The organism is Exiguobacterium sp. AB2, from assembly GCF_000696055.1.
Classification (GTDB): Bacteria; Bacillota; Bacilli; order Exiguobacteriales; family Exiguobacteriaceae; genus Exiguobacterium; species Exiguobacterium alkaliphilum.
In genome coordinates this window covers 1-21,060 of the sequence record NZ_JNAA01000067.1, presented here as the reverse complement: position 1 = coordinate 21,060, position 21,060 = coordinate 1, and the positions used below count along the sequence as shown (strand labels likewise).

The following is a 21,060-nucleotide window of genomic DNA, read 5'->3' as shown; positions in this document are numbered from 1 at the left end:
TACCCATTCAGGCAGGCAATCATTTCCCGTTTTCTCGTCTGTAAACAAAACGTAACAAAAAAAGACACGTGCGCGAGGGCACGTGCCTTAAAGGAACTGAAGCATCGATGTGGCGACGGTGAAGTAGATGATTAACCCGAGGTTGTCCATTAACGTCGTGATGAACGGTCCCGAAGCCACAGCCGGATCGAGTTTCAAGCGATTGATGAGGAGCGGGATGAGTGTTCCGACAATCGTCGCCACGCTCAGTGCGGCGAAAATCGAGATACCGACAATGATACCAATAAAAGCGTTGTCATACAGGAACGTGATGACGCCGAAGATGACGATCATGCAGACGACGCCGAGGATGACGCCGGTCCCGAACTCGCGTCGTACCATCTTCATGACGTTCTTTCGATTGATTGTGCCGAGCGCGATCGAGCGGACCGTGACGACGAGTGATTGGGTCGCGGCGTTCCCGGCCGATCCCATGACGAGCGGCATAAAGACGGCGAGGAGCACGATCGTCTCAAGCGTTTCTTCGAATCCGCCAATCGTCGAGGCGGTAATCATGCCGAGGAACATGAGACTGATAATCCAAGGCGCGCGTTTCTTGGCCGCCTCGACCGGTCCCATATTGATGTCAGATGAACCTTTCGTAGCGGACAGTTCTTCAAAGTCTTCGGTCGTCTCGCGCTCGATGACGTCCATGACGTCATCGACGGTGATGATTCCGAGTAGTTTCTCTTCATCGTCGACGACGGGAAGGGCAAGCAGGTCGTACTTTTGGACGGTCCGAGCCAAGTCCTCTTGGTCGGTGAGTACGTTCGCAGAGACGACGCGTCGCCCCATAATGTCGGCGATCCGAGCATCGAGCCGTGACACGATCAAATCGCGGAGCGAGACGACACCGACGAGACGACCGGATGCATCGATGACGTAAAGGTAATAAATCGTCTCGGCGTCCGGTCCGAGGTCGCGCAACTCTTCGAGCGTCTCGCCGACGGTCTTATCTGCCTTTAGGACGACGAACTCTGTCGTCATGACGGCGCCGGCCGTGTCGTCTGGATAGCGCATCAAGTCTTTGACTTCTGTGGCCTCGGTCTCATCCATCTGTTCGAACAGTTCGTTCATGAAGTCATCAGGCAGTTCATTCATCAAGTCAGCCGCATTGTCCGAGAACATGTCGTTCAAGACGCGGACCGCATAAGGCCGCGGCATCTCTTGGATGAATTGCTCCTGGTCTTCGAGTTCCAACTTCTCAAATAAATCCGTGAACGCTTCCGGTGTGAGTGCTCGATAGACGAACTGGCGCTCAGGTTGTTCGAGCTCGATGAATAAATCCGCCTGTTCACCAGGGTGGAGGGTAAGGAACAAGTCGCGGAAATCGACCGGGTCCCCCTTTTGAATGAACGCGGTCACTTGAGCTTGGTGACGCGCATGTTCTGTACGTTCGATTGCCATCGACTCACTTCCTTTTCCATAGTAGATTCAGGTACGTCCCTATTATACAGGAAAGGAACATAAAAAAATAATGAATTTATTTCACAATCTATACAGCGATTATACAGAGGAAAGTGATTGTGCATACTTGTGTAATGGTTCACAATTGTTTTTTCATTCAGTTTTATCGATCGTTCATTCATCTTGATGTGGAATTCACCACGGTCCCACCGTCGGACTTACCCGTCCCGATATTGGGTAAGTTGATAATGTAAGGGTAGCAACACACCCGAAACACTAGGAGGAAGCGAGATGATAACGATGATGGATCAACAGACCTCACGGGATACTACGCTAAAACATCCAATCCACGTGTATTCAGAAATCGGTGAACTCAGGACGGTGCTGCTGAAACGTCCGGGCCGTGAACTTGAAAATTTGACCCCCGAATATTTAGAACGACTCCTCTTCGATGACATCCCACATTTGCCGGTCATCCAAAAAGAACATGACTACTTTGCGAGCGCCCTGCAAAACCGTGGCGTCGAAGTGTTGTATTTAGAAAAATTGATGGCCGAGACGTTATCGCTCCCGGGCGTAAGGGAACGGTTCGTCGCCGACATCTTGTCCGAGTCAAAGTCGAACATCAACGGATCGTATGAGACGTTGAAAGAATATTTGCTCGCCTATGACAATGAACAGTTAATCGAGACGGTCATGGCTGGGATTCGCAAGTCGGAAATCAAGCCGGAGAAACGACGTCACTTGCATGAGATGATTGAAGACACGTATCCGTTCTACTTGGATCCGATGCCGAACCTATACTTCACCCGCGACCCGGCAGCGGCCATCGGCAATGGCTTATCGATCAACCGTATGAAAGAGCCGGCGCGGCGACGCGAATCGTTATTCACGCAATATATCATGAAGTACCATCCTCGATTCGCCAAACGTGACGTCCCGATTTGGTCAGACCGTGACTACCGGTTCGCGATGGAAGGCGGGGACGAACTCGTCTTGTCTAAAGAGGTCGTCGCCATCGGTATTTCCGAGCGAACGACAGCGCAAGGCATCGAGCGGGTCGCCCTTAATCTGCTCAAGCATGGCGGGACGTTTAAAAAAGTGATCGCCATCGAAATCCCCAAATCGCGAGCCTTCATGCACCTCGATACCGTCTTCACGATGGTCGACCACGACAAGTTCACGATTCATCCGTTCATCCAAGGACCGGAAGGAAAGATGAACATCTTCGAGCTGACACTGAATCAAGACGGAGAACTTCATATCACGCAACATAGCGATTTGTTACAAGTGCTAAAAGCCGCACTCGGTCTCGATGACATCGTTCTCATCCCGTGTGGCGGCGGCGATCCGATCGCGGCGGCACGGGAGCAGTGGAACGACGGATCGAACACGCTCGCCATCGCACCGGGGGTCGTCGTCACGTACGACCGTAACTATGTCTCGAACGAGCTCTTGCGTTCGGAAGGTGTCGAAGTCATCGAAATCATGTCGAGCGAGTTGTCACGCGGCCGTGGGGGCCCACGTTGCATGAGTTGCCCGATTATTCGTGAAGATATTTGACGAGGAGGAACCTGAACATGTCCACAACGTACAATGTTGATTTGGTAGGCCGTCACTTTTTATCGCTCAATGCGTTTTCTCCGGACGAACTGAACTACTTGATTGATTTGTCGGCCGCGTTCAAGCGTCAAAAGAAACAAGGCATCCCACATCGCGTCTGTGAAGGGAAGAATGTGGCGCTCTTGTTTGAAAAGCCGTCGACTCGGACACGGTGTGCGTTCACGGTCGCAGCCGTCGACCTCGGCATGCATCCGGAATATCTCGGAAAGTCGGACATTCAGTTTGGTAAGAAAGAATCCGTTCGTGATACGGCCATCGTGCTCGGTCGCATGTTCGATGGCATCCAGTTCCGAGCCTTCGCGCATGCGACGGTCGAAGGACTCGCACGTGACGCGGGCGTCCCGGTCTGGAACGGGTTGACCGATTTGTATCACCCGACGCAAATTTTAGCCGATTTCTTGACGGTGAAAGAGCAAAAAGGCGACCTTGCCGGCATTCGGTTCGTTTACGTCGGGGACGGGCGCAATAACATGGGCAACACGTTGTTGATTGGCGGTGCAAAACTCGGAATGGATATCCGGATTTGTGCCCCGAAATCACTCTGGCCGTCAGACGAGGTCGTCGATTACGCCCGCTCGGTCGCACAAGAGACGGGCGCGCTCATCACCCTCACAGAAAGCGTCGACGAGGCGGTGGCGAACGCGGACGTCATCTATACGGACGTCTGGGTATCGATGGGTGAAGAGGCCGAGTTCGCAGAGCGGATTCAACTGCTCCGACCGTATCAAGTGAACATGGAGATGCTTGAGAAGACGGGGAACGCAGATGTCATGTTCCTCCACTGCCTCCCGGCGTTCCACGATTTAGAGACAGAAGTAGGCCGGGCCATTTACGAAGAGTACGGTTTGGCCGAGATGGAAGTGACCGATGAAGTGTTCCGGAGCCGTCATTCGTTCGTATTTGACGAGGCTGAGAATCGGATGCACACGATTAAAGCAGTCATGGCGGCGACGCTTGTCGATACAGCGGAATGGCTCGAACGTTGAGGAAAGGGGGGATTTCCCCCCTTCAATGAAGCGAAAGGGGTGAGTTAAATGTCTACGAAATTAGATCATGACTCAAGCGGTTCAGCTGGCGCAAATCCTAGTCCGAAAGACAAACGGTTGGGGCTCGGGGCCCTGACGGCACTCGTCGTCGGTTCGATGATCGGGGGCGGGGCGTTCAACTTGGCGGCCGACTTGGCCCAAGGTGCGAACGCGGGTGCGATTCTCATCGGTTGGGTCATCACCGGCATCGGGATCATCACACTCGGATTAAGTTTCCAAAACTTGACGATGCGGCGACCGGACCTCGACGGCGGGGTGTATAGTTATGCGCGTGCTGGCTTCGGACAGTTCGTCGGATTCAACTCGGCTTGGGGCTACTGGCTCTCCGCCTGGCTCGGAAACGTCGCGTACGCGACGCTATTGTTCAGTTCAATCGGCTATTTCTTTCCAATCTTCGAAGGCGGTCAAAACATCGCCTCCATCATCGGTGCGTCCATCATGTTATGGCTCGTCCACTCCCTCATTTTGCGTGGGATTCACGAGGCGTCGATGATCAACATCATCACGACCATCGCGAAACTCGTTCCGATTTTTGCTTTCATCACCATCACGTTATTCTTCTTCAACCTCGACAACTTCACGTTCGACTTCTGGGGACAGGGCGGCTTCTCATGGAGTAGCATCCGCGATCAAGTCGTCTCGACGATGCTCGTCACGCTCTGGGTGTTTATCGGTGTCGAAGGGGCAGTCGTCTTGTCAGGACGGGCCCGGAAGCGCTCGGACGTTGGGAAGGCGACTGTCATCGGTCTACTCGGGACGCTCATCATTTACTTGCTCATCTCGATTATGTCGCTCGGTTTGTTGAATCCAGAGAACGTGGCGAACGCCACGCAACCGGCGATGGCGTACTTGCTCGAGTCGGCAGTCGGTCCTTGGGGGGCGATGCTCATCAACGGCGGGCTCGTCATCTCGGTGCTCGGGGCGTGGCTCGGTTGGACGCTCCTTGCGGCAGAGATCCCCTATGTGGCAGGGAAAGATGGTGTCTTCCCGCGTTGGTTCACGAAAGAGAATAAAAACAACGCGCCGGCGAACGCACTTTGGCTTACGAATGGTTTAATTCAACTGTTCCTGTTCACGTTCCTCTTCTCGGACGCGGCGTATAACTTCGCCTTCTCGCTCGCATCGAGCGCCATCTTGATTCCATACGCGTTCTCGGCCTTCTATCAAGTGAAAGTCGCAAAAAATGGCATCGGCTACAACATCGGTGAACGTCGAACGCGCGATCTCGTCATTGGGGCGGTCGCTTCCATCTATGGGATTTGGCTCATCTATGCGGCAGGCGTCGATTACTTGTTGTTAACGACGCTCCTTTACGCACCAGGGACGTTGCTCTACGTGAAAGCGCAACGTGAGAACGGGATCAAGTCGTTGACGAAGACAGAATGGATTGTCGCCGGTATGTTGACCGTCCTCGCCATTTTAGCGGTCGTCCGCATCGTCTCAGGCAACATTACAGTCTTTTGATCGGGGGAATGGACATGAAGAAACGACGCGTCGTCATCGCGCTCGGTGGCAATGCAATCCAACAAGGGAAGGATGCGACCGCGAACGCCCAAATGCGCGCGGTCGAGACGACCGCCGACGCGTTGGCGGGTCTAATCGCAGAAGGAATCGAGGTCATCATCACGCACGGCAACGGGCCCCAAGTCGGAAATTTGATGTTGCAACAAGCAGCTTCCGATAGCGAGGCGACACCGGCGATGCCCTTAGACGTCTGTGGTGCGATGACGCAAGGGATGATTGGGTATTGGTTTGAGAACGCGCTGACGAAAGCGCTCCGTAAACGTGGACTCGAACGGTCGGTCGCGCCACTCGTCACACGGGCCGAAGTCGACCCGAACGATAGCGCCTTCAGTCACCCGACGAAGCCGATTGGTCCGTTTTATTCGGAGCAAGAAGCGATTCAACTCGAGCGAGAGACTGGTTTCCTGTTTAAAGAGGATGCGGGCCGCGGTTATCGTCGTGTCGTCCCGAGCCCGTTCCCGATTGTGATTTGCGAGCATGCCGTCATTCGTGACCTCATCGACAACGGACACGTCGTCATCGCCTCTGGCGGGGGCGGCATCCCGGTCATCGATACACCGGACGGTTATGTCGGTGTCGAGGCCGTCATCGATAAAGACTTTGCCGCCGCAAAATTGGCCGAGCTCGTCGAGGCCGACATGCTCCTCATCTTGACAGCGGTGGATCACGTCTATGTCCACTTTGGGACGCCGGACCAAACGGCGCTCGAAGAGACGACGAAACAACAACTCGAGACGTATATCGCGGAAGGGCAGTTCGCGCCCGGTAGCATGTTGCCAAAAGTTCGCGCCGCCCTCCAATTCGCGGAGACGGCGGAAGGGCGCCTTGCCGTCATCACATCGCTCGATCAGGTCAATGAGGCGGTGCGAGGCCGAATCGGGACGCGTGTTCGCATGGCGGCGACGCTAAAACAATAATCGATTAACCGTGGCCGACCCGGGTCACGGTTTTTTGTGCCCCCACATCCTGTCGTTTTCGAAACGGAGACATCGGGAAGGAAGATTGTATGTCGAAACTGACATTGGTATCATTCTTGGTGTAAACGTTTGCACAAACAGAGAGGGAGTGACGAAGAGCGGCAACGCTCGAACCTATGCGCTTATTTGAACAGGATCACGTCTATTCGAAGCAGATGAAACCGAAAGCGGATGAACGAGCCGTCGTGCAGGGAAGCTGTTATCGCTTCACCGTGCTCACGAGCCAATTGATTCGTATGGAGTACGCGGCAGATGGTGTTTTTGAGGACCGACCGACCCAAGTCGTCTGGAATCGCGCCTTCGACGTCCCAGATTTTCGGGTCATCGAAGACGAGCACGAACTGCAAATCATCACCGACCACGTCCACTTGTACTATACGAAAGGCCCGTTCGCACCAAACACACTCTATGTCGATGTGAAAGGGAACTTCAGTACGTATTACAGTCGCTACACGTTCAACGGGCCAAAACGGACGCTCAAAGGGACGGCCCGGACGCTCGACCATGTCGACGGCGCGGTCGAACTCGATGAAGGGATCGTCTCAAAACAAGGCTACGCCGTTATTGACGATTCGACATCATTCATCATGACGGACGACCGCTTCGTCGAGCCACGCCGTAAAGACGTCCATGACTTGTATTATTTCGGTTACGGTCACGAGTATCGGCGTGCGCTCCGAGATTTTTATCAGCTGACCGGTCCGACCCCGTTGCTGCCGAGAAAAGCGCTAGGGAACTGGTGGAGCCGGTATTGGCGCTACGACGAGACGGAATACAAGGCGCTCATGCGTCGCTTCAAGACGGAGGACATCCCATTTTCGGTCAGCGTCATCGACATGGACTGGCACGTCACCGACATACCGGAGGAGTACGGGAGCGGTTGGACCGGATACTCGTGGAACCGAAACTTGTTCCCGGACCCGAAAGGTTTCTTGAAATGGTTGAAAGAGGAACATCTCCTCGTCACGTTGAACCTCCATCCGGCTGATGGGGTGCGCGCCTTCGAGGACCAATACGAATCGATGGCCGAGGCGATGGGGGTCGACCCGGCGACCGGTGATCGGATCCCGTTCGACTTTTCAAATAAACGGTTCATCCAAGCGTATTTCGAACAGATGCATCACCCGCATGAAGCCGACGGGGTCGACTTTTGGTGGATCGATTGGCAACAAGGCTCGACCTCGAAGATGGAAGGACTCGACCCGCTCTGGATGCTAAACCATTACCACGCCGTCGATATCGCCCGAGACGGGAACCGTCCGCTCATCTTCTCACGGTACGCAGGGCCGGGAAGCCATCGTTATCCAATCGGTTTTTCCGGAGACACGCTCATCTCATGGGCGTCGCTCGCATTCCAACCGTATTTCACCGCGACGGCCTCGAACATCGGCTATGGCTGGTGGAGCCATGACATCGGTGGCCACTATCGCGGGGCGAAAGACGACGAACTCGCCGCGCGTTGGGTCGCGTTCGGGGTGTTCAGTCCCATCATGCGCCTCCATTCGACGTTCAGCATCTTCAACGGCAAAGAACCGTGGCGTTTTGGATTAGAGGCCGAACGCTCGATGCAGTCGTTCCTGCGCCTACGTCACCAGCTCATCCCGTACTTATATACGATGAACTGGCGTAACCATATGGAGGCGACCCCGCTCATCTTGCCGATGTATTATGAACATCCGGATGAGGACGCGGCGTATGACGTGCCGAACGAATATTATTTCGGCAGTGAACTGATTGTCGCGCCGATTGTCGAGCCGATGAACAAGGCGCTCCACGTCGCTGCCTCGAACGTCTGGTTACCGAAAGGCGATTGGTTCGACTTCTTCACCGGACATCGTTATGCGGGTGACAAGTCGGTCCGTGTGTTCCGGGGAATAGACGAACAGGCCGTGTTCGCGAAGGCGGGAGCCATCATCCCGATGGCCCCGCACCATTCTGGGCGGAACGACACGGACAACCCGGACGAATTAGAAGTGCTCATCTTCCCGGGGGCCTCGAACACGTTCACGCTTTATGAGGACAATGGGACGGACCGTTCTTATGAGACCGGCGCGTATGCTGAGACGACGTTCACACTCGACTGGAAAGCCCGCCGCCTCGACATTCGTCTGTCTGGAGATGCGACGGTCTTGCCGGAATGGCGTACGATGACGCTCCTCGTTCGTGGCGTCAAAGCCGAAGGTGCGTACAAGCAGGAGACACAGACGCTCCGTCTAGAGCTCGGAGAAGTTGACCGCGACATGACCGTCGAACTCCCGGTCGACTTGACGAGTAACGACCACCGCCTCGATCGGTTGTACCGTTTCCTCGACCGAGCCGAGATTTCCTATGATTTGAAAGACCGGTTGTATCAGATGTCGGCAGCAAAAACGCGCCTCGAGGCGTGGCTGTTCGATTTGCATGCGCTCGAACTCGAGCGGGATCTCCAAGATGCGATCATGGAACTGATGTTGGACTGAAGAGGGGGGTGTCCCCCTCTTTGTCTTGTCAGAAAACTGTCGGAATTTGAAAGCGTTTACATAAAACAGTTTAGTATACTGAAGGGGGAGCGATTCGATTGTGGAAAGTGAGGGATGCGACATGTCGCAGCAATGGTCGGTTGAGGACTTGAGACAAATCGACGTGTTCGAGCAGTGTGCGAGTCGGGAGCTCGAGGCGCTTTTGCCGCACGTCTATCAACGGACATATCGAAAAGGACAGATTTTGTTTATGGAAGGCGACCCGCGGGAGCGCGTCTACTTTCTCATGGACGGTTACGTCAAGCTTGAGCGCCTCCATGAGACGGCGATGTATCAATACGCGGACTACTTGAAGCCGAAGCAGTTGTTCCCGTACAGCGGGATGTTTTCCACGACGTTCTACCGCCACTCCGCGGAGGCACTTACTGATATCACGGTCATTTATATGCCGGCGGACCGATTCGAACAGCTCGTCAAACGAAGTGCGACGATGCTGTTGAATATCGTCGGGCAGATGAACCGGATTCTCGATTTACATGAACGGCGTCTCCAAGAGATTATTACGCCAAGCGCGACGGATCGCGTGCTCAACACGATTCACTACTTGATTGAAGACTTAGGGGAGCGCGAGGCAGACAGCGTCCGTATCCGCTGCCCGTTCACGACGGTCGAACTGTCGCGCCTGTCCGGGACATCACGGGAGACGGTGTCGGGTATTTTGTCGCGGCTACGGAAAGAAGACATCCTGCAATTCGATGCCCGACAACTCGTGACGGAGCATCCAGAATATTTTGAACAAGCGACGCATTGACACCGTACGGACGTACGGTGTTTTTTGCATGCTCTCGTAAGCGAAGCGTTCGCTATGGAGAGATGCATGCGATATAATTAGTGAGAATCATCACAAAGAAATGATGTTATGACTTGTTAGAAAGGATGAACGCAGTGAAACGACTGCAAGCCCTCGCGTTAGCTGAAAAGCGGCACATCATCGGCCTCGTCATCGCGGCCGTCATGATCGGTTTGTCGATTTTAGCCCAAGCCTATTTAATCGTCGACGTCGTCGACCGTGTCTTCTTACAAAATCAATCGTTTGAAAGCGTCCTTCCGACGCTCGGTTGGCTCGTCGTCGCGCTTCTCGTCCGGGCGTTGTTCGGTTACGTCTCGGGACGCATCGGTGCGAGCCTGTCAGAGAAGGCGAAGCGGTCGCTTCGACGTCAACTCTTGGATCGTTATACGTCGAACCCGGTGGAGACGTCGCTCTCGGGACAATCCGGTAAGAAAGTGAGCGTATACATGGACGCCGTCGACGAGGTCGACGCCTACTTCAGCCAATATTGGCCCCAAGTGATTCAGACGTCGATTATTCCGCTCCTCATTCTCATCGTCGTCTTCACCCAACATTGGATCTCGGGCGTCATCATGATGGTGACGGCGCCGTTCATCCCGATTTTCTTCATCATCATCGGGATTGCGACGCAGAAGAAATCGGAACAACAGATGGAGAAGATGAACCAGTTCTCTGGTAAGTTTTTAGACGTCTTGCAAGGACTGACAACGCTGAAGCTATATGGACGGACGGAGCGAGAAGCGCAAGCCATCGAGAAGAGCAGCCTCGACTTCCGAGACGCGACGATGGTCGTCTTGAAGACGGCGTTCTTGTCCGGACTCATGCTCGAGTTCATCTCGATGCTCAGTACCGGTGTCGTCGCCCTTGAAGTGGCGCTCCAAATGGTCGTCTGGCAGAACTTGACGTTTTTCGCCGGCTTTCTCATTCTCGTCTTGGCCCCTGAATATTACTTGGCCATCAAAGACCTCGGTGGCGCGTTCCATACGGGACGTGGCAGCATGGGTGCGGCCGATCGAATCTTTGAAGCGCTCGACGCCCCGGATGATCGCATCGTGTGGGGTGAGCGCGTGCTGACGAACCGGACCCCTGAGCTTCGACTCGAGGAGGCGTCGTTCCAATATCAGGGCGGTCGCTTCACCTTGCAGCCGCTCAACGCTACGATTCCGGCGCGGTCACATATCGCATTGGTCGGGGCGAGCGGGTCAGGGAAGACGACAGTGTTAAATCTTCTTTCCGGGCTCGTCAATCCCGATACGGGTCGCGTCCTCGTCGACGGGAAGCCGCTCCACTCGTATACGGACACGTCGTGGTACGGCACGGTCGGCTATATCTCGCAGACCCCGTACTTGTTCGCTGGGACGCTCGCTGACAATATCGCCCTCGGCGAGACGGCTGACGAAGCGGCGATCATGCGCGCGGCCGAAGCGGCCGGCCTCGTCGACGTGATTCGCCATTTGCCGGACGGGCTATACACCGAACTCGGTGAGGGCGGCTACGGCTTGTCTGGCGGCGAGCGGCAACGGCTCGCGTTGGCCCGCGCCTTCTTGAAACGGCCGGGCATCATCTTGTTCGATGAGCCGACGACCGGTCTCGACTTGATGACCGAGCAAATCGTGCGCCGCTCGATCGAAGAGTTGTCGCGCGACGCGACGCTCGTCACGGTCGCCCATCGTCTGCATACGATCAAGCAGGCGGATGCGATTTGGTTCATGGACAACGGGACGCTCGTCGCGAGCGGGACGCATGAACAGATGCTCCATGCCCCGGCTTATGCCGACTTATTCACGTTACAGAAAGGAGTGAGAGGATGAGTTCCCTTTGGACGATCACGAAATGGATGATGCGAGAGAAGAAGGATATCGTCCTCTCCATCTTCTTTGGATACGTGGCGGGACTTGCCGCCGTCGCCTTATTCGCGGCGAGCGGATACCTCGTCGCGCGGGCCGGCCTCGTACCACCGCTCTACGCGCTTATGATTCCCGTCGTCTTAATCAAACTGTTCGGTGTCATCCGAGCGAGCGCGCGGTATCAAGAGCGACTCGCCTCGCACCGGGCGACGTTCACCATTTTGAGTGAGCTCCGTGTCCGGTTTTATCGACAGCTCGAACCACTCGTCCCGAATATCTTCGCGAAATATCGAAGTGGTGACTTACTCGCGCGCGTCGTCGGGGACGTGGAGAGCTTACAGAACTACTTTTTACGCGTCTTCTATCCACCAATTATTTTAGTGCTCGTCTTCTTGAGCACCATCTTTTTCGTCACGTACTTCTCAATTTTCGTCAGTCTCTGGATTTTGTTCGGTGTCTTCGTGACTGGCTTCTTGATCCCGGCTTTCTTCGCCCGTGTCCGAGCCCGACACGACCGCAAACTGCGGTCGCTTCGTGGTGATTTGTCGAGCGGGATGACGGAGATGATGTATGGCTATCGTGACTTGTTGCTGCATCAACATCTCGGAAAGACGAAGCAAGACTTGATGGAGCGGAGCGACCGCTACGTGGCGGCCGAGCGTGAAGATGTGACGAGCCAGTTCTTCAACTCCTCGCTCGTCGTCGGTGCGTCATTGCTCGTCTCTTGGGGTGTGCTCGCGATTGGTGCTTACTTGGTCGTCGGTGGAGAGCTTGACGGCTTGTTCCTCGCCATGCTCATCATGATGTCGCTCACGGCGTTTGAGAACGCGACGCCGATGGCCGTCTTCCCAGGTCACTTTGCCGACAGCAAGCAGGCGGCCGACCGTCTGTTTGAGGTCGTGGCACCGAGTGAAGCAATGGAGCAAGCCGAAGCGGCAAGACGCGACATCTCGCTTCAAGGGGCACCTGAGATTTCTGTCAGCCGTGTGAACTATCGGTATCCGGACACGTTCCGCGACGTCCTCGTCGACGTCGATGCGGTGTTCCCGAGCGGATCGAAGACGGCGATCGTCGGGCCGAGCGGCTCGGGAAAATCGACGCTCCTCCAAATGCTCCTCGCTTTCATCCGTCCAGACGAAGGCAACGTCTTCATCGACGAGGCACGACTCGACGACATCACACAGGCGTCGATTTGGGAGCATGCGAGCGTCGTCCTTCAAGAGAACCACTTCTTCTTCGGGACGGTGCGCGACAATTTGGCGCTTGCCGGTGAACACACGGACGAGGCGATGACGAGAGCGCTCAGCAGCGTCCGGCTCGGCTTCTCGCTCGATGAACCGGTGCTTGAGAAAGGCGCCAACTTGTCGGGGGGGAACGCCAGCGGCTCGCGATTGCCCGGGCGCTACTTAAAAACGGCTCGCTCTGGCTACTCGACGAGGCGACGTCAGCGCTCGATGCGCGGACCGAGGCGGACGTGTACGCCGAGATGTTCGACACAGCACAGGCTTCGACGCTCGTCATGGTCAGCCACCGTCTGAACGGGCTCGAGGCGTTCGATCAAATCATCGTCATGGAAGCCGGGCGCGTCATCGAGACCGGTTCATTCGATGAGTTGATGCAGGCGCGCGGCACGTTCTATGCGTTGAAGCAAATCGAACAAGATGTATTCGCCTAAACGAAAAGCGAGCGGCTCCGTCGGAGAGCCGCTCGCTTTTTCATATGGCAAATCTGGGTGCAACAAATGGGGGTTGTCGCATTGCTTTCAAAAAGAGTGTCGTGGAGGGGAATCCACGTGACGCATGCGTTTGGGGAACGAGCGCGTCAAGCTTTTGGGAGCTACAAGTCGAGTATAAGTGATAACGATTCTCATTGTCAATTAGTAATAAAATAAAAACTGCAACCGAGATCCGATTGCAGTGTCGAGGGTCAGTTTGACGGGACGCCTTTACTGAGCGTGAACCGGAGCAAGCTGAACAGATAGCGGATATAAAATAACGCGAACGCGTAAAAGACGGCGATAATTGGAGAGGCGATATTGACGCCTGGAATATTCAATAGAAACTCGAAGACGAGAATCGAGAGTAAGAAGACATAGAGGCCTGCATCGAGATAGAGCGGCATCACGTTTCCGCGCTGGTGCCAGAACGTGCGCACGAGCGGAGCGACAATCATGCCGATGATGCGTTCGGCGAACCCGATGCTCAAGACGGCGATGAGGAAAGATGCAACCGCATCGAATCCGATGAGACGCGGGAAGGCGAACATCGAAATGAGCAAGAGCGGTCCGATAAAAATCATCATGGAGATTGAGGTGCGTAAAAAGATGAACAAGTTCCGCTTTAACGTATCGACTCCCCCAAAGAGCGATTGGCGGAACGTCTTACCGCGTTGATAATCGAGGACGAAAGATCCCACGAACATCAACCCAAATAGTGATAACAAGACTGTCATGAAATGTGTTTCCCCTTTTTCTAGTCAAATCGATGATTACAAAAAGCTTACGAACCAAAGTCTAGCCTAGTGTACCGATTCGACTAGGGAAAGTAAAGCAGGAAAACTGATGAACGTGTTAAACTTTTACGAACGCTTTTTGGCTTCATGAAGCCAAAATGAAGCGATTGCGTCCCGATTCTTTTGCGTGATATAACGCTTCGTCGGCATGTTTCAAGACACTGTCGACCTCGATATCGTTCGAATGGCAGGCACCGAGCGAAACGGTGATGTGGAGCGTCCCGGCACTCGTCTCGAACGGGAACGTCGAGACTTTTTCTCGTATAGATTCGGCGAGGCGTGACACCTCGTCTTTTTGGGCGTTCGGCATGATGATTAAAAATTCTTCTCCACCGAAACGTCCGACGAGGTGATCTTCGCGACTCTCGGCGACAAGAAGCATCCCGAGCTCACGCAATACGTCGTCGCCGACGTCATGGCCATACGTATCATTAACGCGTTTGAAATGATCGATATCGACGAGGATGAGCGCATACTCTTCTGCCTCGACCGTCAAGTTTGCCATCGCCTCGTTCAACAGGCGACGATTGGCGATCCCCGTCAAAGCGTCCGTGCGCGCGAGCTGTTGCTGATGCTGGACGTTCTCAAAGTGCCTGCGCAACTCTTGGAGCAGACGATAGGCGGCGCAAGCGCCGACGTACGACATGACGAGATAGACGAGTAAAATCGGATAGAACAAGTCGAGTGGCAGCGCGTAATAGATTGCCGCACCGAAGACGATGGCGCCGATTGTCGTGAAGACGAGCAACGTGCTCCGCGTGTTATCAAGTTTGAGCCGCAACAGGCTCGCCGGAAGAACGAGCGCGACCATCGTGGCGATCGCCAAGTAAAACCCGACGTACTCGCCGTTCGTGATCATGAAAAAACGACCGATCAAAAACAAGACAGCCGCGACGGCGCCGCTCACCCAACCACCAAACAAGACGGCGAGCGTGATCGGGATGGCTCGTAAATCGATGAGCACCCCTTCGAGATGAAGGGCGTTCCCGAGTAAAATCGTGGCGGTGAACGCGCTCTGCACCCCGAGCAGGACACGGGCCTTCAGCGGCGAATGCGGCGTCAGTCGTGGTCGATTCCGAAAAGGTAGGAACGAGATTGTGAACAGCGTGAACAAGATGCATAGGTCGATGAAAAATGAGTTGATGATGGTGAGCATGGACACAGTCCCCCTGTGTGGAAATGGAAATAACTAGTTTAACAAAATTAGGCGAGAATTCTCCCTCCTCTAAGTGTCTCGGGGCGAAGCCCAGCGTAGGTGGGAGATGAATCGCCCGTCTTGTCGAGATTGTATGTTCTTGATACAATCAGTGTAACCAATCAAAAGGACTGAACTATCAATGAAAATGGATACAAACAAACATTCAGTCTTTCTCCTGAATTACCACCTCGTCCTGGTGGTCAAATATAGACGCAAGGTGATTGACGAAGACGTCTCGGAGTTCGCGAGACAGACGTTCGAACGGATCGGCGCGTCATACCATATCACACTGACCGAATGGAATCATGACGGCGACCATATCCATGTGTTGTTCAAAGCCCACCCGAACACAGAGATGTCGAAGTTTCTGAACGCCTACAAGAGCGCCAGCAGCCGACTGATCAAACGAGACTTTCCGCACGTCAAGAGACGACTATGGAAAGAAATGTTCTGGTCCCGGAGCTACTGCCTCGTGACGACCGGTGGTGCGACGATCGACGTCATCAGGCAATACATCGAAAAACAAGGAAAGGAGTGATCACTTTGCTGAAGGCGTACAAGTTTCGACTATACCCGACAAAGTCACAGAAAGGACACTTCGTGAAGACGTTCGGTTGCGTCCGTTTCGTCTACAACAAGATGCTCGAGGAGCGTATCCGGTTGTATGAGGAGTCGAAGTTGAATCCCGACGCAAAGCAGAAGCTCCCGACCCCGGCGAAGTACAAGCCCGAGTTCCCTTTCTTGAAAGAGGTCGATAGCTTGTCTCTGGCGAACGCCCAGATGGACTTGAACAAGGCGTATGCCAACTTCTTCCGCGACAAGTCTGTCGGGTTCCCGAAGTTCAAATCGAAGCACGGCGACCGCGCCTCCTACACGACCAACAATCAGAACGGGAGCGTCCGGATCGAGGACGGGAAGGTGAGACTTCCTAAGGTCGGCTTCGTGAAGTTCAAACAACATCGTCCTTTCGAGGGGATCATCAAGTCCGTGACGGTCTCGATGACGAAGACGGGCAAGTTCTTCATCTCCATTCTTGTCAATCAAGGCGAGGAAAAATGGGTTCCTGCCAAGAACAAGATCGGGATCGATCTCGGTTTGGAACACTTTGCTATCGTGACAAACGATGACATGGTTTCCGAGAAGATTGACAATCCTCGCTTCCTTCGTAAGTCGGAAGAGAAGGTCAAGAAGGCGCAGCGTGCCCTGTCGCGTAAGAAGACCGGAAGCAAGAACCGAGAGAAGGCCAAGCTGATCCTCGCCAAGAAACATGAGAAAATCGTAAACCAACGCAAAGACTTCCTTCACAAACTGTCGAAACGAATCGTTGACGAGAACCAAGTCATCGTCGTGGAGACGCTGAAGTCGCAAAATATGATGAAGAACCACAAGGTCGCGAAATCGATCGCAGACGTCAGTTGGTACGAGTTCGTCCGACAGTTAGAATACAAGTGCAAGTTCTACGGACGGACGCTCATCAAGGCCGACCAATGGTACGCATCGACACAAATCTGCTCTTCCTGCGGTGAAAAAGGCGAGAAGAAAACAGTGGATGTACGCGAATGGACGTGTACGTGCGGCGCTCATCATGACCGCGACATCAATGCGAGCATCAACCTGTTGATGTTGGCAGACTGAAATATCTTCAGGGCAGGGACTTGCCCGACGAGCTTGGTAAACAATCGTGGCTAGTAGAAGTACGGTCTTCCCAAGAAGCTCCCACTTCAATTTGCGAAGCGAATAAGTGGTGAGTAGTTCACGTGTAGCATAATTCAAGTGACCGGCATCGTTTCAATCGGCTCACCATTCGCGCCACTCTTCCGTCACGTCGTCGTCGGTCTCGTAGCCGACGAGTGCAGCCGCAGCGACGATGAAATCATACAGTTCCTCGCGTTCAATCGTCTCGATGAAGTAGTCATGTTCCTCATCGAGTTCGTTTAGCCGCAAGACGAGGTCGCGGACAGCCGCTAAAACGCTCGCCTCTGACTTGTCGGAACGGGTGAGCGCGTTCGCGTATTGTCGAAGCGCGGCATCGACGGCGAGGATGGCCGGGAGGGTATAGATGTCATCTCCCTCGTTCAACCGTTCTTCCCAGATGAGGGTCGGGCGGTTCGCCCATAATGTTTCCATGGTCATCTCTGTTGCTCCTTTCAAATCGTCTCCAGCTTTTCTTCTATCCCAGTCGAGATGTTTGGTATGATAGAAAAAAGGGGGACTGTCCGTGCGTTATTGGGATCATTTTAAACGAGCGTTCATTCCGATTGCGCTCATCTTGATTGGACTTGCGATCTTTTATACATTATCGGCACGAAACAACCCGGCGTTGACCATTCTTGGGGCTGGAATCGTCGGTGTGATTTTATTTTTAGTGATGCGACATATGAATCGCGTCGAGGATTGAAGACGAGAACACGTTCCGGGTTCTCGTTTTTTTGTTGTTGTCGCATCTTTTTGGGTACACTACATAGTAAGGAGGGATCGATTATGTCAAAAGCTACATTTGCGGGAGGCTGTTTTTGGTGTATGGTCAAACCGTTTCATAAATACGAAGGGGTCGAGCGTGTCATTTCCGGTTATACGGGCGGGCATGTTGACAATCCGACGTATCAACAAGTCTGTTCGGAGACGACGGGACATTTAGAGGCGATTGAGGTCACCTATGACCCGGATGTCATCTCGTATGAGGAGTTATTGAAGATTTATTGGCGTCAAATCGACCCGACGGACGGCGGCGGCCAGTTCAACGACCGCGGTGAGTCGTATCGTCCGGCAATCTTCTATCACTCAGAAGAACAGCGAGCGGCGGCAGAGCGGTCGAAGCAAGAAGTCGAGGACTCAGGACGGTTCGACCGACCGATTGAGGTCGAGATTCGTCCGGCGAAGACGTTTTGGGAAGCCGAGGACTATCATCAAGACTATTATAAGAAAAATCCGTTCCGCTATGAGATGTATCGCGTCGGCTCCGGTCGCGCGAAATTCATTAAAGAGGCGTGGAGCGATAAGAAACAGCAGAAAGAATTGAAGGAACGGCTGACACCGATGCAGTTTAAAGTCACGCAAGAGAATGGCACCGAGCCGCCGTTTCAAAACGAGTATTGGGACGAGGAGCGCGAAGGGCTATACGTGGACATCATCGACGGGACGCCGCTCTTCACGTCACGCGACAAGTTTCAGTCAAACTGTGGCTGGCCGAGTTTCTCACGGCCGATTGAAGAGCAACGGCTCGATATGAACATGGACACGTCCCATCACATGGTGCGGACCGAGGTCCGTTCGAAGCGGGCCGACAGCCACCTCGGTCATTTGTTCGATGATGGTCCGAAAGAACTCGGGGGCTTGCGCTACTGCATCAATTCGGCCTCGCTCCGGTTCATCCCGAAAGAAGAGCTCGACTCGGCCGGGTACGGGGAGTACAAACACTTATTCGACGCGTGAAGGGGAGAAGGCGATGTTCACTTCAGTCAAGCAACAAATCCGCCGGGAGACGATTGCGACCGTCCTCGACTACTATGATACGTCGATTCGACATCTGTCTGAAGAAGCGCGGCGCGAAAAGTACACGAAGATGAGCGTGAGCCCGTTCTCGTTCTTCCGGAGCAGCTCCCACTTGTTTTACTATGACTTCGCGAAAGTACCGCTCGCGTTTGATACGGGTGACGCGCATCCGACGTTCATCCAAGGGGATTTACACTTCGAGAACTTCGGCGTGTTCGAGGATGGGGCCGGTACGATCATCTATGACGTGAACGACTTCGATGAGGCGTATATCGGATCGTATTTGTTCGACGTGTTACGGATGGCTATCTCGGTCGACTTGTTCGCCGAAGAGGCGGGGTTCGATGCGACGGCGGCCATCGAATCGTATGCGAAGACGTATGCCAAAACGATCGACCGTTACGCGAACGGAAAAGACGAGGACGTGCAGTTCACGAAAGCGAACACGTGCAAGGCGATTAAAAAAATCATCAAAAAGGCAGAGGCGAAAAAGGATGCGTTCATGGCCGAACGGACCGAGGTGCGCGATGAGGAGCGCTACTTCGCGACGAGCGAAGATTTGATTCCGGTAAGCGAGACGATGGCATCGAAGATTAAAGCGGCCTGGCCCGACTATTTGACGTCGTTGAAAGCGGACCATCGCCATCACGCCGACCATTATGAAGTGAAAGACATCGCCATCAAGCTCGATAGCGGGACGGCTTCGATCGGTTTGGAGCGTTACTACATCTTGATTGAAGGGGCGGACGCGGAACATGACGAGGACGTGATCCTTGAGATGAAACAGGCCCAGTCGGCCGTTCCGTCCCTCTTTCTGCCGATGCACCCTTTGTTCGAGGATGGACTCTCCCATCAAGGGGCGCGGGTGACGGCGGCGCAACGGGCGATGGTGCATAGCCGTGACCCGTATCTCGGCTATTTGACGATCGATGGTCACGAATACTACGTGCGACAGCGTTCGCCTTATAAGCGAAAAGTGAAAGCGAAGCACATCAAGGACGAGGCGTCGCTCATTGAGACGTTGAACGTTCAAGCCGAGATTACGGCCAAAATCCATGCCCGTGCCGACGCAGACGCGAATATTCTCGATTACGAGGCGAGCGAACGGATTGCCGCCGCCATCGGGGACGCCAAACCACTGTTCATCCGACAAATCGCGCGCTGGGCTCGATTCTACGGGAATCAAGTCCGATTCGATTTTGAGGCGTTCCAGACGTGGCTCGATACCCGTGACGGTCAAGCGTGACACTTGCGGGCTTGCCGCGTTTTCCGGCACAATGATGGGGTAAAGGATGTGGACGTGTGATTACCGAACAACAACTCATCGCCCAAATGAAACATGTGATGACCGAAATCGAACAGTCGAACGGAGAGACGCAGAAACGGCATGTCGCCAAGCTGATGGGGTACTGCGAACTGTTACTTGCGGATCCAGCAGTCTCGAACCCTTCCGTCCAACCGTCTGCTCCTGTGACGGTGGCGCCGGCACCGGATCAGCCGCCGCTCGATCGTCAAATGGCGGCATTTCTCGGGATTCCGCTCGAAGAGGATGAAGAGCCAAAAACCGATTCATTGCTCGACTTTTAAGCTGCGCCTGAGGGCGTGGCTTTTTTTGAGGCGTCTTCATTGACTTATATACCTAAGGGGGTATAATTGAAGCAACAAAACTCATCGATCATGGAGGCGGACATATGCTTGATTTCTTATTTGTGGCGGTAGTAATTGGATTGATTTACGTGTGGTGGTCTAAGCGGAACAGTGTGAAGACGGTGTCGACGGATGAACTGAAGCGCAAGATTGCCGAAGAGCGCAACATCCAGCTGCTCGACGTAAGGGAGCCACAAGAGTATCGAGGCGGTCATATTAAGCAGGCGAAAAACGTACCCCTATCTGGCTTCGGGAACGCGAGCGCGCAATACCCGAAACAGAAAGACCGTCCCGTCTATGTCATCTGTCAAAGCGGGATGCGCAGCCAGCGAGCAGCCGCGATGCTTCAGAAGGCAGGCTATACAGACGTCTATTCGGTCAAAGGCGGGATGAGCTTCTGGCGTGGATCATGAAAAAACCGGCTGAAACGTTGGAGGGCA

Annotated in this window: 19 protein-coding genes and 1 pseudogene; 16 read left to right on the top strand and 4 right to left on the bottom strand. The window is 54.1% G+C overall.

The genetic code is table 11. The annotated features are described in order from the left end of the window. Window positions 1-87: 87 nt before the first annotated feature. Complete coding sequence (mgtE, locus tag DI14_RS08835; protein ID WP_034807682.1) at window positions 88-1,446, bottom strand: magnesium transporter; 1,359 nt, start codon at window positions 1,444-1,446, stop codon at window positions 88-90. Window positions 1,447-1,746: 300 nt separating this feature from the next. Between mgtE and arcA the strand changes: the two genes are divergently transcribed. The 9 genes and pseudogenes from arcA to DI14_RS15700 all read left to right on the top strand — a co-directional run bounded on the left by arcA (window position 1,747) and on the right by DI14_RS15700 (window position 13,447). Continuing rightward, window positions 1,747-3,009: an arginine deiminase gene (gene arcA, locus DI14_RS08830; protein WP_081825875.1), complete on the top strand. Its 1,263-nt coding sequence runs from the start codon at window positions 1,747-1,749 to the stop codon at window positions 3,007-3,009. 17 nt (window positions 3,010-3,026) lie between these two features. Beyond that, entirely contained in the window at window positions 3,027-4,055 is a 1,029-nt protein-coding gene (argF, locus tag DI14_RS08825) for an ornithine carbamoyltransferase (protein WP_034807680.1), read from the top strand. A gap of 48 nt (window positions 4,056-4,103) precedes the next feature. Further along, window positions 4,104-5,579: an arginine-ornithine antiporter gene (arcD, locus tag DI14_RS08820; protein WP_034807677.1), complete on the top strand. Its 1,476-nt coding sequence runs from the start codon at window positions 4,104-4,106 to the stop codon at window positions 5,577-5,579. 14 nt (window positions 5,580-5,593) lie between these two features. Beyond that, window positions 5,594-6,556: a carbamate kinase gene (gene arcC, locus DI14_RS08815; RefSeq protein ID WP_034807675.1), complete on the top strand. Its 963-nt coding sequence runs from the start codon at window positions 5,594-5,596 to the stop codon at window positions 6,554-6,556. 176 nt (window positions 6,557-6,732) lie between these two features. Next, entirely contained in the window at window positions 6,733-9,075 is a 2,343-nt protein-coding gene (locus DI14_RS08810) for a glycoside hydrolase family 31 protein (protein ID WP_034807673.1), read from the top strand. 121 nt (window positions 9,076-9,196) lie between these two features. Then, window positions 9,197-9,886, top strand: a complete 690-nt coding sequence (locus DI14_RS08805; RefSeq protein WP_034807671.1) for a Crp/Fnr family transcriptional regulator — start codon at window positions 9,197-9,199, stop codon at window positions 9,884-9,886. 125 nt (window positions 9,887-10,011) lie between these two features. After that, the gene (cydD, locus tag DI14_RS08800) at window positions 10,012-11,736 is read left to right on the top strand and encodes a thiol reductant ABC exporter subunit CydD (protein ID WP_034807667.1); all 1,725 of its coding nucleotides are present in this window, start codon (window positions 10,012-10,014) and stop codon (window positions 11,734-11,736) included. Continuing rightward, a pseudogene (gene cydC / locus DI14_RS08795) lies at window positions 11,733-13,159 on the top strand (thiol reductant ABC exporter subunit CydC); the annotation flags it as partial. The gene cydD and the pseudogene cydC, both read left to right, overlap by 4 nt. 99 nt (window positions 13,160-13,258) lie before the next feature. Next, window positions 13,259-13,447: a hypothetical protein gene (locus DI14_RS15700; RefSeq protein WP_369792708.1), complete on the top strand. Its 189-nt coding sequence runs from the start codon at window positions 13,259-13,261 to the stop codon at window positions 13,445-13,447. 251 nt (window positions 13,448-13,698) lie between these two features. Here the strand turns inward: DI14_RS15700 and DI14_RS08790 are convergent, their stop codons facing one another. Both DI14_RS08790 and DI14_RS08785 read right to left on the bottom strand, forming a co-directional pair. Beyond that, window positions 13,699-14,223: a hypothetical protein gene (locus tag DI14_RS08790; protein WP_051622660.1), complete on the bottom strand. Its 525-nt coding sequence runs from the start codon at window positions 14,221-14,223 to the stop codon at window positions 13,699-13,701. 145 nt (window positions 14,224-14,368) lie between these two features. Then, a complete protein-coding gene (locus tag DI14_RS08785; protein ID WP_034807665.1) occupies window positions 14,369-15,439 on the bottom strand; it encodes a diguanylate cyclase in 1,071 nt (356 codons plus the stop codon). 181 nt (window positions 15,440-15,620) lie between these two features. Between DI14_RS08785 and tnpA the strand changes: the two genes are divergently transcribed. Then, window positions 15,621-16,019, top strand: coding sequence for an IS200/IS605 family transposase (gene tnpA, locus DI14_RS08780; RefSeq protein WP_034807663.1), 399 nt, complete (start codon window positions 15,621-15,623; stop codon window positions 16,017-16,019). 5 nt (window positions 16,020-16,024) lie between these two features. Then, window positions 16,025-17,116, top strand: coding sequence for an IS200/IS605 family element RNA-guided endonuclease TnpB (gene tnpB / locus DI14_RS08775; protein ID WP_034807660.1), 1,092 nt, complete (start codon window positions 16,025-16,027; stop codon window positions 17,114-17,116). A 162-nt stretch (window positions 17,117-17,278) separates the two neighbouring features. Here the strand turns inward: tnpB and DI14_RS08770 are convergent, their stop codons facing one another. Next, complete coding sequence (locus DI14_RS08770; RefSeq protein WP_034807658.1) at window positions 17,279-17,614, bottom strand: hypothetical protein; 336 nt, start codon at window positions 17,612-17,614, stop codon at window positions 17,279-17,281. Between the two features lie 85 nt (window positions 17,615-17,699). Here DI14_RS08770 and DI14_RS08765 point away from each other — a divergent pair, with 85 nt between their 5' ends. The 5 genes from DI14_RS08765 to DI14_RS08745 all read left to right on the top strand — a co-directional run bounded on the left by DI14_RS08765 (window position 17,700) and on the right by DI14_RS08745 (window position 21,033). Next, on the top strand, window positions 17,700-17,879 hold the full coding sequence (locus tag DI14_RS08765) for a hypothetical protein (RefSeq protein ID WP_034807656.1): 180 nt from the start codon (window positions 17,700-17,702) through the stop codon (window positions 17,877-17,879). A gap of 83 nt (window positions 17,880-17,962) precedes the next feature. After that, on the top strand, window positions 17,963-18,913 hold the full coding sequence (gene msrA, locus DI14_RS08760; RefSeq protein ID WP_034807654.1) for a peptide-methionine (S)-S-oxide reductase MsrA: 951 nt from the start codon (window positions 17,963-17,965) through the stop codon (window positions 18,911-18,913). 13 nt (window positions 18,914-18,926) lie between these two features. Further along, window positions 18,927-20,219 carry a DUF2252 family protein gene (locus DI14_RS08755; RefSeq protein WP_034807652.1) on the top strand — a complete coding sequence of 431 codons (1,293 nt, stop codon included), beginning with the start codon at window positions 18,927-18,929 and terminating at the stop codon, window positions 20,217-20,219. Window positions 20,220-20,275: 56 nt separating this feature from the next. After that, window positions 20,276-20,560: a DUF5327 family protein gene (locus tag DI14_RS08750; protein ID WP_034807649.1), complete on the top strand. Its 285-nt coding sequence runs from the start codon at window positions 20,276-20,278 to the stop codon at window positions 20,558-20,560. Between the two features lie 104 nt (window positions 20,561-20,664). After that, window positions 20,665-21,033: a rhodanese-like domain-containing protein gene (locus tag DI14_RS08745; RefSeq protein ID WP_034807647.1), complete on the top strand. Its 369-nt coding sequence runs from the start codon at window positions 20,665-20,667 to the stop codon at window positions 21,031-21,033. The last annotated feature ends 27 nt before the right edge of the window (window positions 21,034-21,060 follow it).

What these genes read in the sequence shown, in the direction of transcription:
- mgtE (WP_034807682.1), bottom strand. Translation starts at nt 1,446, where the DNA reads ATGGCAATCGAACGTACAGAACATGCGCGTCACCAAGCTCAAGTGACC.
- arcA (WP_081825875.1), top strand. Translation starts at nt 1,747, where the DNA reads ATGATGGATCAACAGACCTCACGGGATACTACGCTAAAACATCCAATC.
- argF (WP_034807680.1), top strand. Translation starts at nt 3,027, where the DNA reads ATGTCCACAACGTACAATGTTGATTTGGTAGGCCGTCACTTTTTATCG.
- arcD (WP_034807677.1), top strand. Translation starts at nt 4,104, where the DNA reads ATGTCTACGAAATTAGATCATGACTCAAGCGGTTCAGCTGGCGCAAAT.
- arcC (WP_034807675.1), top strand. Translation starts at nt 5,594, where the DNA reads ATGAAGAAACGACGCGTCGTCATCGCGCTCGGTGGCAATGCAATCCAA.
- DI14_RS08810 (WP_034807673.1), top strand. Translation starts at nt 6,733, where the DNA reads ATGCGCTTATTTGAACAGGATCACGTCTATTCGAAGCAGATGAAACCG.
- DI14_RS08805 (WP_034807671.1), top strand. Translation starts at nt 9,197, where the DNA reads ATGTCGCAGCAATGGTCGGTTGAGGACTTGAGACAAATCGACGTGTTC.
- cydD (WP_034807667.1), top strand. Translation starts at nt 10,012, where the DNA reads ATGAACGCAGTGAAACGACTGCAAGCCCTCGCGTTAGCTGAAAAGCGG.
- DI14_RS15700 (WP_369792708.1), top strand. Translation starts at nt 13,259, where the DNA reads ATGTTCGACACAGCACAGGCTTCGACGCTCGTCATGGTCAGCCACCGT.
- DI14_RS08790 (WP_051622660.1), bottom strand. Translation starts at nt 14,223, where the DNA reads ATGACAGTCTTGTTATCACTATTTGGGTTGATGTTCGTGGGATCTTTC.
- DI14_RS08785 (WP_034807665.1), bottom strand. Translation starts at nt 15,439, where the DNA reads ATGCTCACCATCATCAACTCATTTTTCATCGACCTATGCATCTTGTTC.
- tnpA (WP_034807663.1), top strand. Translation starts at nt 15,621, where the DNA reads ATGAAAATGGATACAAACAAACATTCAGTCTTTCTCCTGAATTACCAC.
- DI14_RS08770 (WP_034807658.1), bottom strand. Translation starts at nt 17,614, where the DNA reads ATGACCATGGAAACATTATGGGCGAACCGCCCGACCCTCATCTGGGAA.
- msrA (WP_034807654.1), top strand. Translation starts at nt 17,963, where the DNA reads ATGTCAAAAGCTACATTTGCGGGAGGCTGTTTTTGGTGTATGGTCAAA.
- DI14_RS08755 (WP_034807652.1), top strand. Translation starts at nt 18,927, where the DNA reads ATGTTCACTTCAGTCAAGCAACAAATCCGCCGGGAGACGATTGCGACC.
- DI14_RS08745 (WP_034807647.1), top strand. Translation starts at nt 20,665, where the DNA reads ATGCTTGATTTCTTATTTGTGGCGGTAGTAATTGGATTGATTTACGTG.